10 protein-coding genes and 1 pseudogene are annotated in these 12506 nt (G+C 62.3%); 3 read left to right on the forward strand and 8 right to left on the reverse strand.

Features of this window, described 5'->3' with window-relative positions; genetic code table 11:
• Positions 1 to 18: 18 nt before the first annotated feature.
• Positions 19 to 2193 (forward strand): RNA degradosome polyphosphate kinase, encoded by a 2175-nt coding sequence (locus K3762_RS13075; RefSeq protein WP_067626891.1) that lies wholly within the window; start codon positions 19 to 21, stop codon positions 2191 to 2193.
• Between the two features lie 84 nt (positions 2194 to 2277).
• Positions 2278 to 3861: a Ppx/GppA family phosphatase gene (locus K3762_RS13080; RefSeq protein ID WP_260009788.1), complete on the forward strand. Its 1584-nt coding sequence runs from the start codon at positions 2278 to 2280 to the stop codon at positions 3859 to 3861.
• Between the two features lie 6 nt (positions 3862 to 3867).
• Here the strand turns inward: K3762_RS13080 and K3762_RS13085 are convergent, their stop codons facing one another.
• The 5 genes and pseudogenes from K3762_RS13085 to scpA all read right to left on the reverse strand — a co-directional run bounded on the left by K3762_RS13085 (position 3868) and on the right by scpA (position 8705).
• Positions 3868 to 4233 carry a hypothetical protein gene (locus K3762_RS13085; protein WP_260009790.1) on the reverse strand — a complete coding sequence of 122 codons (366 nt, stop codon included), beginning with the start codon at positions 4231 to 4233 and terminating at the stop codon, positions 3868 to 3870.
• Positions 4234 to 4310: 77 nt separating this feature from the next.
• A pseudogene (locus K3762_RS13090) lies at positions 4311 to 5310 on the reverse strand (endonuclease/exonuclease/phosphatase family protein).
• On the reverse strand, positions 5310 to 5990 hold the full coding sequence (locus tag K3762_RS13095; RefSeq protein ID WP_120351538.1) for a molecular chaperone DjiA: 681 nt from the start codon (positions 5988 to 5990) through the stop codon (positions 5310 to 5312). Before K3762_RS13095 ends, K3762_RS13090 begins: the two are co-directional and overlap by 1 nt.
• 52 nt (positions 5991 to 6042) lie before the next feature.
• Positions 6043 to 6564, reverse strand: a complete 522-nt coding sequence (locus tag K3762_RS13100; protein ID WP_260009792.1) for a GNAT family N-acetyltransferase — start codon at positions 6562 to 6564, stop codon at positions 6043 to 6045.
• The gene (gene scpA / locus K3762_RS13105; protein ID WP_260009794.1) at positions 6564 to 8705 is read right to left on the reverse strand and encodes a methylmalonyl-CoA mutase; all 2142 of its coding nucleotides are present in this window, start codon (positions 8703 to 8705) and stop codon (positions 6564 to 6566) included. The genes K3762_RS13100 and scpA overlap by 1 nt, the downstream gene beginning before the upstream one ends.
• Positions 8706 to 8870: 165 nt before the next feature.
• Between scpA and K3762_RS13110 the strand changes: the two genes are divergently transcribed.
• On the forward strand, positions 8871 to 9326 hold the full coding sequence (locus tag K3762_RS13110) for a DUF4174 domain-containing protein (RefSeq protein ID WP_120351541.1): 456 nt from the start codon (positions 8871 to 8873) through the stop codon (positions 9324 to 9326).
• A gap of 42 nt (positions 9327 to 9368) precedes the next feature.
• Here K3762_RS13110 and K3762_RS13115 read toward each other — a convergent pair whose 3' ends face one another.
• The 3 genes from K3762_RS13115 to K3762_RS13125 all read right to left on the reverse strand — a co-directional run bounded on the left by K3762_RS13115 (position 9369) and on the right by K3762_RS13125 (position 12429).
• On the reverse strand, positions 9369 to 11414 hold the full coding sequence (locus K3762_RS13115; RefSeq protein ID WP_132445212.1) for an acetyl/propionyl/methylcrotonyl-CoA carboxylase subunit alpha: 2046 nt from the start codon (positions 11412 to 11414) through the stop codon (positions 9369 to 9371).
• 138 nt (positions 11415 to 11552) lie between these two features.
• Positions 11553 to 11759 carry a hypothetical protein gene (locus K3762_RS13120; RefSeq protein ID WP_067630227.1) on the reverse strand — a complete coding sequence of 69 codons (207 nt, stop codon included), beginning with the start codon at positions 11757 to 11759 and terminating at the stop codon, positions 11553 to 11555.
• Between the two features lie 322 nt (positions 11760 to 12081).
• The gene (locus tag K3762_RS13125; protein ID WP_067941107.1) at positions 12082 to 12429 is read right to left on the reverse strand and encodes a hypothetical protein; all 348 of its coding nucleotides are present in this window, start codon (positions 12427 to 12429) and stop codon (positions 12082 to 12084) included.
• Between the last annotated feature and the right edge of the window lie 77 nt (positions 12430 to 12506).

A 12506-nucleotide genomic window follows, 5' to 3' on the forward strand; every position in this document is an offset into this window, starting at 1 on the left:
CAATGTCATGAGGCCCGCATGACCCAAGCTGATTTCCTGCAAGCGCCCTTTCCGCCCGCCACCGATCTGCCCGAGCTTGATACCGCCGGGCCGGGCCGTTTCTTTAACCGTGAGCTAAGCTGGCTCGACTTCAACTGGCGGGTGCTGGAAGAGGCCGAGAACCCGCGCGTGCCGCTGCTGGAACGGTTGCGCTTTCTGTCGATTTCAGCCACCAATCTGGATGAGTTCTATACCGTGCGGGTCGCGGGGCTGCGCGAACTGGCCCAAGCGGGCAATACCACCGCCGCCGCCGATGGGCTGAGCCCCGGTGAGCAATTGGTGCTGATCAACGAAGACGCCCGCAACCTGATGATGTCCCAACAGCGTGTGCTGGTTGACCTCATGACCGAGATGGACGCGCAGAACATCATGCTGGAACGCGCCGCCGACCTGACCGAGGCGGACCACAAACATCTCGAAGGGGTCTTTCTTAACCAAGTCTTCGCCGTGCTGTCGCCGCTGGCGATTGATCCGGCACATCCCTTCCCCTTCATCCCCAACACCGGCTATGCGCTGGCGCTGCAACTGGAACGCAGCCGCGACAAACGCCCCCTGCAAGCGCTGCTGCCGATCCCCGGCCAGATCGACCGCTTCGTACCCCTGCCCGCGCCCGACGGCTGCCTGCGCTACCTGCCGCTCGAAGACCTGCTGATCATCAACATCCCCAACCTCTTTCCGGGCTACAAACTCAAGGCGCATTTCGAATTCCGCGTGCTGCGCGATAGCGATCTTGAGGTCGAAGACGAGGCCGAAGACCTCGTGCGCGAGTTCGAAGTCGCCCTGAAACGCCGCCGCCGCGGTGAAGTCGTGCGGCTGACCCATTCCGCGGGCGCCCCGGAAAAGCTGAAATCCGTCGTCATGCGCGAACTTTGCGTGCGGCCCCAAGACGTGATCGAAATCGAAGGCATGCTCGGCATCGCCGATCTGTCGAAACTGGTGACCGACGCCCGGCCCGACCTTCTGTGGCCGCAGTTCACCCCGCGCGTGCCCGAGCGCGTCAGCGACCACGATGGCGATATGTTCGCCGCGATCCGGCAAAAGGACATGCTGCTGCACCACCCCTATGAGACCTTTGATATGGTGGTGCGCTTCCTTGCCCAAGCGGCGCGGGATCCCGACGTGGTGGCGATCAAACAGACGCTCTACCGCACCTCGCGCGACAGCCCGATTGTCAGCGCGCTCTGCGAGGCTGCCGAGGATGGTAAATCCGTCACCGCCTTGGTTGAACTGAAAGCCCGCTTTGATGAGGCCGCCAATATCCGCCAGTCACGCCGCTTGGAACGCGCGGGCGCGCATGTGGTCTATGGCTTTCTCGACCTCAAGACCCACGCCAAGATCTCGACCGTGGTACGCCGCGAAGGCGATCAACTGGTGACCTATACCCACTACGGCACCGGCAACTACCACCCGATCACCGCGCGGATCTATACGGATCTGTCGCTTTTCACCTGCGACTCGAGCCTTGGGCGCGATGCCACGAAAGTCTTCAACTTCCTCTCAGGCTATGCCCCGCCAGAGCAGTTGGAAAACCTCGCCATTTCCCCCACCACGCTCAAGCCGCGCCTGCTTGAGATGATCGCCACCGAGGCTGACCATGCCCGCGCCGGACGCCCCGCCGTAATCTGGGCCAAGATGAACGCCCTGATCGACGCCGAGGTGATCGACGCGCTTTATGATGCCAGCCAAGCGGGGGTGGAGATCAGCCTTGTCATTCGCGGCATCTGCGGGCTGCGCCCCGGCGTTAAGGGGCTGTCGGACAACATTCGCGTCAAATCCATCATTGGCCGTTTTCTGGAACACAGCCGCATTGTCTGTGTCGGCAACGGCCACGGGCTGCCGCATAAAAAAGCGCGGGTTTTCATGTCTTCCGCTGACTGGATGGGCCGCAACCTCAACCGCCGGGTCGAGACTTTGGTTGAGATCGAGAACCCGACCGTCAAGGCACAGATCACCAGCCAGATCATGGCCGCCAATCTGGCTGACGTGGCGCAAAGCTGGGTCATGGGGCCGGATGGCAAATTCACCCGGCCCGCCGTGCCGGAGGGGACGTTCGCGTTTAACTGCCACCGCTTCTTTATGGAAAACCCCTCGCTCTCGGGGCGCGGCAGCGCGGGGGCGTCGGATGTGCCCAAGCTGACCCATACCGAGGATTGACCTATGGAGAGGTCCGTTAGCAATTGACCTCACCGCGCCCCTGCGCCAATTATCCCTTCAAACGGATGGCCCGCAGGAGCATTGATGGCAGACCAGACCGACCCTTCCCGAGCCGCCCCCGTCCCTGAGACCGGCGTGGCGGAACTGGGCCTTTTCGCGAAACCGTTGTTTCAGGATCCGGGTGCGCGCGCGCTGGCGCGGGTGGGCGTGGTGGATGTGGGCTCGAACTCTGTCCGCCTTGTGGTGTTCGACGGCGCGGCCCGCTCTCCGGCCTATTTCTATAACGAAAAGATTATGTGTGCCCTTGGTGCTGGCATGTCTGAGACGGGCCACTTGTCGCCCGAAGGCCGCGCCCGTGCCCTCTCGGCGCTGCGGCGGTTCAGCAAGCTTGCCGATGGCATGGGCCTGTCGGAACTCACGGTCGTTGCCACCGCAGCGGTGCGCGATGCCAGCGATGGGCGCGAGTTCTGCGCCGATGTGCTGCGCGAAACCGGCCTGCGCATCTGGGTGATCGACGGCGAGGAAGAGGCCCGGCTTTCGGCCCAAGGGGTGCTGCTGGGCTGGCCTGGCGCATACGGCCTTGTCTGCGACATCGGCGGCTCGTCGATGGAACTGGCAGAAATCTCCGGTGGGCGTGTCGGGCGGCGGGTGACCTCGCAACTCGGGCCGCTGAAATTGCGCGATCTCAAGGGCGGTGCCAAGGGGCGGCACGCCCATATCAAAGAGGTCATCACCGGCCTTCAGGAAAAGATGGGCAACCAGCGCGACCGGCTGTTCCTTGTGGGCGGCTCATGGCGCGCTATCGCGCGGATCGACATGTACCGCCGGGGCTATCCGCTGCATGTTCTGCATGAATACCGCATGACCGTGACCTCGGTCCGGGAGACGGTGAAGTTCATCCAAACCTCTGATTTGGAAGAGTTGCGCAGCGCCTGCGGCGTGTCGTCGAGCCGGATGTCATTGGTGCCCTACGCCGCCGAGGTGCTAAGCCGTCTGGTCAAAACCTTCCGCCCCAAAGACATCGCCATTTCCAGCTACGGCATCCGCGAAGGCATGCTCTATGAGCAGATGCCGCAACGCCTGCGCGACCGTGATCCGCTGATCGAGGCCTGCTATTTCGCCGAAGCCAAAGACGCGCGGATGCCCGGCTTTGGTAAGGTGCTCTATAACTTCATCCTGCCGCTCTACCGCTCTGCCCCGCATGCGCGCAGGCGGTTGGTCAAAGCGGCCTGCCTCCTGCATGATGTCAGCTGGCGCGCGCATCCCGACTACCGGGCCGAGACCTGTTTTGACAACGCCACCCGCGCCAACCTTGGCGGGCTCAAACACGCGGAGCGGATTTATCTGGGGCTGGCGCTGCTGCACCGTTATTCCAACAAACGCGAAAACACCCGGTTCGAAGACCTTTATGAGATGGTCGACGAAAAGACCCGTCTGGAGGCCGAGATCCTTGGCAAGGCCATGCGCTTTGGTGCGATGCTCTGGATGGACAAGGGCGAACAGCGCGGCGAATTGCGCTGGTTCCCCAAGAAAAAGCAGTTGGAACTGTGGCTCACCCCCGACATGGTGCCGCTCTTCGGTGAGGTCGCAGAGGCCCGACTGAACTCGCTCGCCAAATCGCTTGACGCCGAAGTCCATGTGCGCACCGGCAAGCGCCCTCCGAAATAGCCCGGGTTACAGGTCGATCTGGGGGGCAGGCTCTGTCGGCGTGTCTGGTGGCACCATCGGATGATCCGGCTTGCGGCGAATGATGATATCGCCGTTGGGCTGCATCTCGGGCGCTTGGTATGCGCTCCAGTCCTCGACCTCATCCAGCAGTTCCGTCAGCTTCGGCCCCATCTCACGCGCAAAATCGCGCAGGGCGGGGCGCATGGCTTCGCTAAAGCCTTCGAAACCCTCCATGACCGGGCCCATTTCATCCATGATCCCGTCCATGAACATCTGCGCGCCGCGCTCCATCAAGCCGAGGCCGCGTTCTTCGGTGTCCTCTTGTGCGTGGGCCGCAAGCGTCAGCATCGTGCAAAGGGCGATAAGGGGCATGAAACGTGTCATGCAATTGATGTAGGCGGCGCGTTCGGGATTTCTAGTCTTCTGCCGATGCACGGGCACAAGCCCGCCTAAAGGTCGACATCCAGCGTGACCGGAAAGTGATCCGACGCCGCAAGAAGCGCATCGCGCAGGGCCACATTTTGCCAGCAAGCGGGGTCATCCATCGGGTGCCAAATCCGCCAGCGGGCATCGCGGGCACAGATTTGCGGGCTGACCATGATGTAATCCAACAGCGCCTGAAGGTAACGTTCCTCTGGTGCGATCCAAAACCGCGCGCTGGTAGGCGCGGCCCCTAACCGTCGGCTAAGCGCCTGTTTGGCATGCGGGTCAAAGAGCGCTGCCGCCCCCTCCCCCAGCACAATCTCGACCGAAGACCGCCCAAACAGGCTCTCGAACTCATCCAGCCCCGGCCCGTCGTTCAAATCACCCATCACCATCACGGGCCGATCTGCCGCCAAATGCGCATCAATCCGCCGCCTGAGCCAGATCGCCTGAGCCAATTGCTTGCGCCTATTGGCGATGGCGATGCGCAGCACATCGGCCTCCGACTTGGCCCCATGAGGCGCTTTGGATTTGAGATGCGCGCCGATCACCTGAAAGGCAAAGCCGGTCTTCGTGGTCACCTCCAACTCAAGCGGCGGTTTGGAGAAGACCACGGCATCCTCAGTCGCGTCTACGTCAAGATCAATCCGCAACGTCTGGTCAAAGCGCGGAGCACCTGCTGCCGACTGCGGCGTGTGGCGGGCGGTGAGCTTATCGGGGTCATAAAGCAGTGCAATCTCTTGCTCTGTATCGTTGGAAAACCCCATGACGGCCTCCCGCGCGGAGGGAAAACCGCGCGGCGAAATGCTTTAACGCTGCCACGGTGGACTGCCGCCGCCCTTGGTTCGGCGCCTCAATCACCATCACCGCATCGGCATCCAGCGCGCCGAAAACCAGCACCAAAGCAGCCGTCTGCTGCGCACGGGTCACCTGATAGCGCGAAGACCATTCACCGTCGTCGTAGAGCTGATTGTCATCGTCAAAAAGGCTCGCGAACCACTCAACATTGTAGGTCGCGATGCGCATCAAGCGTGTTTGCCCGAGATCGTTTCCCACGCGCGGTTGATGTCGATCATGCGTTTCTCGGCCATCTTAATGGCCTCCTGTGGCAAGCCGCGCGCCACCAAGGCATCAGGATGATTTTCGCGTACCAGCCGCCGCCACGCCTTGCGGGCTTCTTCGAGCGTGGCATGGGGGCCGATGCCCAGAACCGTGCGCGGCAGGGGCGAACTGTCGGGCACGAACCGCGCTTTGAGCGAGGCAAAAGCCTCCTCTCCCATGCCAAAGATCGCAGCCACATCTTCGAGAAAGGCGTTTTCATTCGGGTGATAGACGCCATCCGCCATGGCAATGTGAAACAGCCCCTCCATCAGATCATGCAGCATCTCGGGCTGGTCGTTGAACATGCTGGCGATGCGTTTGGCGTATTCCTCAAACCCGGTGACATCCTGCCGCGCAAGGTTAAAGACCCGCGCCGCTCCGTCCTGATCCCCTTCGGCAATTTGGAAGACCTCGCGAAAGGCCGTCACCTCGTCGCGGGTCACCAGCCCATCGGCCTTGGCCATCTTCGCGCCCAAGGCGATGACTGCGATGGTAAAGGCGACCGAGCGTTCAGGCGGGCTGCGCAGACGGTCAAAGACAGCCGACAGCCCCTCGCCCGCGGTGAGGGCTGACAAAGCTTCGGAGATGCGCGTCCAGATCGACATGGGCTGACCCTTTGGTATTCGGCCCCCAGCTTAACCGCTGGCACCGGGGAAGTCAGGATGCTGACAGGGTTTTTTGCATCAAGATCAGATCAAGCCATTGCCCGTGTTTGCGCCCGACTTCGGGCATCCGGCCCACCTGCGCAAAGCCCAGTTTTTCATGGAAAGTCACAGCCCCCGGATTGGCGCTGCTGATCGCGGCAACCATGACGTGATGGCCCTGCGCCGCTGCCGCCTCGACCGCCCGCGTCATCAGGCCGCGGCCCAGTCCCTGCCCCTGTGCCGCGTCCGCCAGCACGATGCTATGTTCGACCGTCGCGCCGTAGCCCGGACCGCCGCGAAAGCTGCCGTAGGTGACAAAACCCATGACTTGCCCTGAGTCTTCGGCCACCCAAAAGGCGTCGGCGCGGGTGGCGATCAGGGCGGTGATATCCTCTGGCGTCTTTTCGTCGGTGGTAAAGGTCGAGAGGCTGTCGCGGATCATGCCGTTCCATAGGCCCGCCACGGCAGCGGCATCGCGCCGCTCTGCCGGGCGGATCGCGCGGCCCGATTGGACCGCGCCCGTTTCAGCCTGCATCACTTCCGGGTCTCGCGGATCAGCTTGAGGATATCCTGCGCAGCCGTCGGGATATTCGTCCCCGGGCCAAAGATCGCCTTGACGCCCGCGTCCTCCAAAAATTTGTAATCCTGCTGCGGAATGACCCCGCCACAGATCACCAGAATATCCTCTGCCCCTGCATCCTTGAGCGCCTGAATAAGCTGCGGTGCCAATGTCTTGTGCCCCGCCGCTTGGCTGGAGATGCCGACAACATGAACGTCGTTGTCCACCGCATCCTGCGCCGCTTCGGCAGGGGTCTGGAAAAGCGGGCCGACATCCACGTCAAAGCCGATATCGGCGAAGGCGGTGGCGATCACCTTGGCCCCGCGATCGTGCCCGTCTTGGCCCATTTTGACCACCAGCATGCGCGGGCGGCGGCCTTCGGCCTCGGCGAATTCATCGACCGATTTTTGAATGTCGGCAAAGCCCTCGTCACCCTCATAGGCCGCGCCATAGACGCCAGAAAGCGTTTTGACCTCAGCCCGGTGCCGTCCGAATTCTTTCTCCATCGCCATGCTGATCTCTCCCACTGTGGCGCGCGCGCGTGCGGCTTCCACCGCCGCGTCGAGCAGATTGCCGCCCTCGGCGGACCGCCGTGTCAGTTCGCCTAAGGCAGCCGTGCAGGCCGCGTCATCGCGCTCGGCCCGGATGCGCTCTAGCGCCTTGATCTGACCGGCGCGCACCTTGACGTTGTCGACGTCGAGAATGTCGATCGGCTCTTCCTTATCGCGGCGGTATTTGTTGACGCCCACGATCACCTCGGTGCCCCGGTCAATGCCCGCCTGACGCTGTGCTGCGGCTTCCTCAATGCGCAGTTTCGGCATGCCAGAGGCCACGGCCTTGGTCATGCCGCCCATCTCCTCGACTTCCTCGATCAGCTTCCACGCGGCCTCGGCCAGATCAGCGGTCAGCTTCTCAACGTAGTAGCTGCCTGCCAGCGGGTCGACGACATTGGTGATGCCGGTCTCTTCCTGCAGGATCAGCTGGGTGTTGCGGGCGATGCGGGCAGAATGCTCAGTCGGCAGGCCAATCGCTTCGTCCAGCGAGTTCGTGTGCAGCGACTGCGTGCCGCCCAGCACGGCAGAAAGCGCCTCATAGGCCGTGCGCACGACGTTGTTATAGGGGTCCTGTTCAGCGAGGCTGACGCCAGAGGTCTGGCAGTGGGTCCGCAGCATCGATGACTTGGGGTTCTTCGGCTCAAATTCCGCCATGACCCGCGACCAAAGCAGACGCGCGGCGCGCAGCTTGGCGGCCTCCATGAAGAAGTTCATGCCGATGGCAAAGAAGAACGACAGCCGCGGTGCGAAACGATCCACATCCATGCCTGCGGCAATCGCCGTGCGCACATATTCGCGCCCATCGGCGATGGTAAAGGCCAGCTCCTGCACGAGGTTCGCGCCCGCCTCTTGCATGTGGTAGCCCGAGATCGAGATCGAGTTGAACTTCGGCATGTGGTCCGAGGTATATTCAATGATGTCCCCGATGATCCGCATCGACGGTTCCGGCGGATAGACATAGGTGTTGCGCACCATGAATTCCTTGAGGATGTCATTCTGGATCGTCCCCGAGAGCTTGGCACGGTCATGGCCCTGCTCTTCGCCCGCGACGATGAAATTGGCGAGGATCGGGATCACTGCGCCGTTCATCGTCATGGAGACCGAGACCTGATCCAGCGGAATGCCGTCGAAGAGGATTTTCATATCCTCAACCGAATCGATGGCCACACCGGCCTTGCCGACATCGCCCTCAACGCGCGGGTGATCGCTGTCATAGCCCCGGTGCGTTGCCAGATCAAAGGCCACCGAAACACCCTGCTGCCCGGCGGCCAGCGCGCGGCGGTAAAAGGCGTTGGATTCCTCAGCCGTCGAAAAACCTGCATATTGCCGGATCGTCCAAGGACGGCCCGCGTACATCGTCGCCTTCACGCCGCGCGTAAACGGCGCTTCGCCGGGAATGCTGCCGAGATGCTCCAGCCCGTTCACGTCGTCGGCGGTATAGAGCGGTTGTACGTCGATCCCCTCCAACGTCTTCCACGTCAGATCATCAAGGCTGCGTCCGCGCAATTCGCCCGTGGCCAGTTCCTGCCAGCGTGTCTTGGCGTCCTTTTGGTCGGATGTCATATGCTTGTCCTTCTCCCTTAACGCCGGGCGGCAGGCATAAGCCTGCGCATCACCGGCGGCTGAATTGTCACGGGGCGCGCCCTCACGGGGATAAATGCCCCCTGCGGCGCTTTGCCCTTCGCAAAATGGTACAGGCCCCCTATATCTGAAGGGACAGGAGCCTTGATGAAACGTTTGATCTCACTAGTTTTTGCAGGATTGATCGCCAGCACAGCGATTGCCCAAGGGGCCGATACCCCGATGGAGGATCCGCTGTTCCTGCCCGCCGATATGGCCGATCTCAGCGCCTTCCAATGGAAAAAGCGGCCCGTTCTGGTCTTTGCCAATTCCGAGAACGATCCGGCATATGTCGCGCAGATGGAATACCTCCGCGACCGCGAGGAAGAGTTGCGGTTGCGTGATGTCATCGTGCTGACCGATACCGACCCTGCCGCGCGCAGTGCGCTGAGGCTGCGGATGCGCCCGCGGGGCTTCATGCTGGTGCTGGTCGACAAGGAAGGCCAAATCGAGCTGCGCAAACCCTTTCCATGGGACGTGCGCGAGATCACCCGCAGCATCGACAAGATGCCGCTGCGCCAGCGTGAAATCAGAGAGGCAAAGGAGCGCGACGTCATCCGTTGATGCCCCGCGCCCTGCCCGCCCTGATCGCCAGCGCATCGCACCCTATTCGAACTCCATGATGACATCGTCCACCGCAAGGCTGTCGCCCGCGCCAGCGTTGACCTTGCTCACCACGCCCTTCTTCTCGGCGCGCAGGATGTTCTCCATTTTCATCGCCTCGATGGTGCAGAGCGCTTGGCCCTCTTGGACCTCATCGCCCACTTCCACGTCGAGTTTCACCACCAGACCCGGCATCGGGCAGAGCAGCATCTTGGAGGTGTCGGGCGGCAGTTTCTCGGGCATGAGGGCCGCCAGTTCCGCCTGACGCGGGGTGCGGACATGGACTTTCAGATCCGCTCCGCGGGTGCGGATACGGAAGCCGCCAGAGATTTTGCCAACCTTCAGCACCAGAGGCGCGCCATCGACGGTCATTTCGGCCAGTTGGTCGCCCGGTGTCCAATCGCCGCTGACGCGCATTTCGCCGCCGTCGCCAAAGGCCACCGTCGCCCCTTCGGGATCGGCCTTGGTGACCACGTCGAAACTCTCGCCCTGCAGCTTTACGTTCCAATCGCTGCCGACCTTGCGCTCGTGGTTGTCCATCCGGCCCGAGACACGCGCGCGGCGAATTTCGCCTACGCGGTGCATCGCAGCGCAGGCCGCAGCGATGCGGCGCAGCTCGCCCTCAGGCAGGGTCACACCCTCGAAACCTTCGGGATATTCCTCGGCGATGAAGGCGGTGGTCATCTCGCCCGAGACGAATTTCGGGTGATCCATCACGGCAGAGAGAAACGGCAGGTTATGCCCGATGCCCTCAACCTCGAAACTGTCGAGCGCCACGCGCATCTTCTCAATCGCCTCTTCGCGGGTCGGGGCCCATGTGCAAAGCTTGGCGATCATCGGGTCGTAATACATCGAGATTTCGCCGCCCTCAAAGACGCCGGTATCGTTGCGCACGGCCATCTCGCCGCTCGGTGCATCGCCCTGCCATGTGCCTTGCTCCAGCAGCGGCCCGGCGGCCACTTCCTGCGGCGGGCGGTAGCGGGTCAGACGACCGATGGACGGCAGGAAACTACGGTAAGGGTCTTCGGCGTAGAGCCGGTTTTCGATGGCCCAACCGGTCAAAGTCACATCGTCTTGGGTGATCAACAGTTTCTCGCCATTAGCGACGCGGATCATCTGCTCGACCAGATCAACACCGGTGATCAGTTCGGTGACCGGGTGTTCCACCTGAAGGCGGGTGTTCATCTCAAGGAAGTAGAAATTCTTGTCGCCATCGACGATGAATTCCACCGTGCCCGCGCTGGTGTAGCCCACGGCCTGCGCCAGTGCGACGGCCTGCTCGCCCATGGCTTTGCGGGTCTCTTCATCAAGGAAGGGGCTCGGTGCCTCTTCGACGACCTTTTGGTTGCGGCGCTGGATCGAACACTCCCGCTCGCCCAGATAGATACCATTGCCATGCGCGTCGCAGAGCACCTGAATTTCAATGTGGCGGGGCTGGGTGACGAATTTCTCGATGAAAATCCGATCATCCCCAAAGGAGTTTGCCGCCTCGTTCTTGGACGACTGGAAACCCTCGCGGGCCTCTTCATCATTCCAAGCGATCCGCATGCCCTTGCCGCCGCCGCCAGCCGAGGCTTTGAGCATCACCGGGTAGCCGATTTCGTTGGAGATTTTCACGGCCTCCTCGGCGTCTTCGATCAGCCCCATATAGCCCGGCACGGTCGAGACACCCGCCTCCTGAGCGATCTTTTTGGAGGTGATCTTATCGCCCATCTTTTCAATGGCGCCAACGGGCGGGCCGACGAAAGCCACGCCAACAGCGTCAAGCGCCTCGGCAAACTTGCTGTTTTCGCTGAGAAAACCATAGCCCGGATGGACCGCCTGCGCGCCGGATTGTTTCACGGCCTCCATCACCTTGTCGATGACGATATAGGACTGGTTCGCGGGGGGCGGGCCGATGTGAATGGCCTCATCCGCCATTTCCACATGCAGCGCCTGCGCATCCGCATCGGAATAGATCGCCACGGTGGTCAGACCCATCTTCTTAGCGGTCTTGATCACGCGGCAGGCGATTTCGCCCCGGTTGGCAATGAGGATCTTGTCAAACATCAGCAGTTCCTTTGACGGTAACAGGCCACGCAAAATGCCGCGTCAGCCATAGCTGCGCGGGTGCCTGTAGAGATAAAGATGGAGGGGGAAACCGCCCTGCCCGCGCCAATGGCAGGCAGAGCGGTTAATGGGGCGAGATCAGTTACATTTGCCGGGGTTAAGCTGGCAATAACCGACGTTGGCTGCGGCGCCGATGGCTGCGCCCTGCGCCAGCGACCCACCTGTGACGGCTGCCGCACCTGCGCCCACGGCTGCGCCGCCCAAACCCTGTTCGCCGATGGTGTTGCCACATGCGGCAAGACCGGCTGTCGCGCCAAGCGCGAGAATGATGTTACGAATTGACATGTGCCTGTTCCTTCACTGCTATCTACTGTCCGACCAACGCCCTGCCGTTTGACAAGTTCCCGGTCAATTTTCCGGCCCGTTGCCCTGTGGCGCGAAAACCACCCCGCCGAAAAGTCGGGCAGCGCGGCGCGGTTGCGCAGCGGCTGCCCGTTAGGGGAAGGGGTATGGTCTTCATGTCCGACGGCACGAAGAGCAAAAGACGCGCCGCCAGCCACGCAAAACCTGCCCCAAGCCTGCGCCAGCGCCAAGCACGCCCTTTGAGGCGGCCGGACTTCGGCAAGGCTGTGCTGATCTGCGTAGAGGCGGGGCGACATCATGCCGATCAACCCTCGAAAGCTTCAGGGAAGGCGGCACGGGCTGCGGCCACGTCGAGCACGAGCAAAGCTTCGTAATCGGCGGGATCAAAGGGATCGGTAGCCGGCAGCACCTCGCGGCCAAAGAGCCACGACAGACGGCCCGCATCCAGATTGCCACGCTCGAAAGGATGCTCGCCAAAGGCTTCCCACAGGGCTTTGACAAAGGCGGCATCGGCGCGGCGGTCAGGCGCGCGGCGGTCAGGGCGACGCTCACGCCGGGTGATGGGCGTGACCCCCTTGGGGTTCGGACGGCGAATTGTGAATTGGAAATCGGTGCCGGGCAGTCGCCCGGGGAACCCGCGGTGTTTTAGCATATAGGCGGGCATCAGACACCCCTCCCGGTTGCAGGGGTGGCTGGGATCAGGGCAGGCGCAAACGCCTGCCCTGCAAC

The sequence above is a fragment of the Sulfitobacter sp. W074 genome (assembly GCF_025142275.1).
GTDB lineage: Bacteria > Pseudomonadota > Alphaproteobacteria > Rhodobacterales > Rhodobacteraceae > Sulfitobacter > Sulfitobacter profundi.

Excerpts from the sequence above, each read along its gene's own strand:
- K3762_RS13085 (WP_260009790.1), bottom strand. The coding sequence starts at position 4,233 with ATGCCCCTTATCGCCCTTTGCACGATGCTGACGCTTGCGGCCCACGCA.
- K3762_RS13115 (WP_132445212.1), bottom strand. The coding sequence starts at position 11,414 with ATGTTTGACAAGATCCTCATTGCCAACCGGGGCGAAATCGCCTGCCGC.
- scpA (WP_260009794.1), bottom strand. The coding sequence starts at position 8,705 with ATGACATCCGACCAAAAGGACGCCAAGACACGCTGGCAGGAACTGGCC.
- K3762_RS13125 (WP_067941107.1), bottom strand. The coding sequence starts at position 12,429 with ATGCTAAAACACCGCGGGTTCCCCGGGCGACTGCCCGGCACCGATTTC.
- K3762_RS13080 (WP_260009788.1), top strand. The coding sequence starts at position 2,278 with ATGGCAGACCAGACCGACCCTTCCCGAGCCGCCCCCGTCCCTGAGACC.
- K3762_RS13100 (WP_260009792.1), bottom strand. The coding sequence starts at position 6,564 with ATGCAGGCTGAAACGGGCGCGGTCCAATCGGGCCGCGCGATCCGCCCG.
- K3762_RS13095 (WP_120351538.1), bottom strand. The coding sequence starts at position 5,990 with ATGTCGATCTGGACGCGCATCTCCGAAGCTTTGTCAGCCCTCACCGCG.
- K3762_RS13120 (WP_067630227.1), bottom strand. The coding sequence starts at position 11,759 with ATGTCAATTCGTAACATCATTCTCGCGCTTGGCGCGACAGCCGGTCTT.
- K3762_RS13110 (WP_120351541.1), top strand. The coding sequence starts at position 8,871 with ATGAAACGTTTGATCTCACTAGTTTTTGCAGGATTGATCGCCAGCACA.
- K3762_RS13075 (WP_067626891.1), top strand. The coding sequence starts at position 19 with ATGACCCAAGCTGATTTCCTGCAAGCGCCCTTTCCGCCCGCCACCGAT.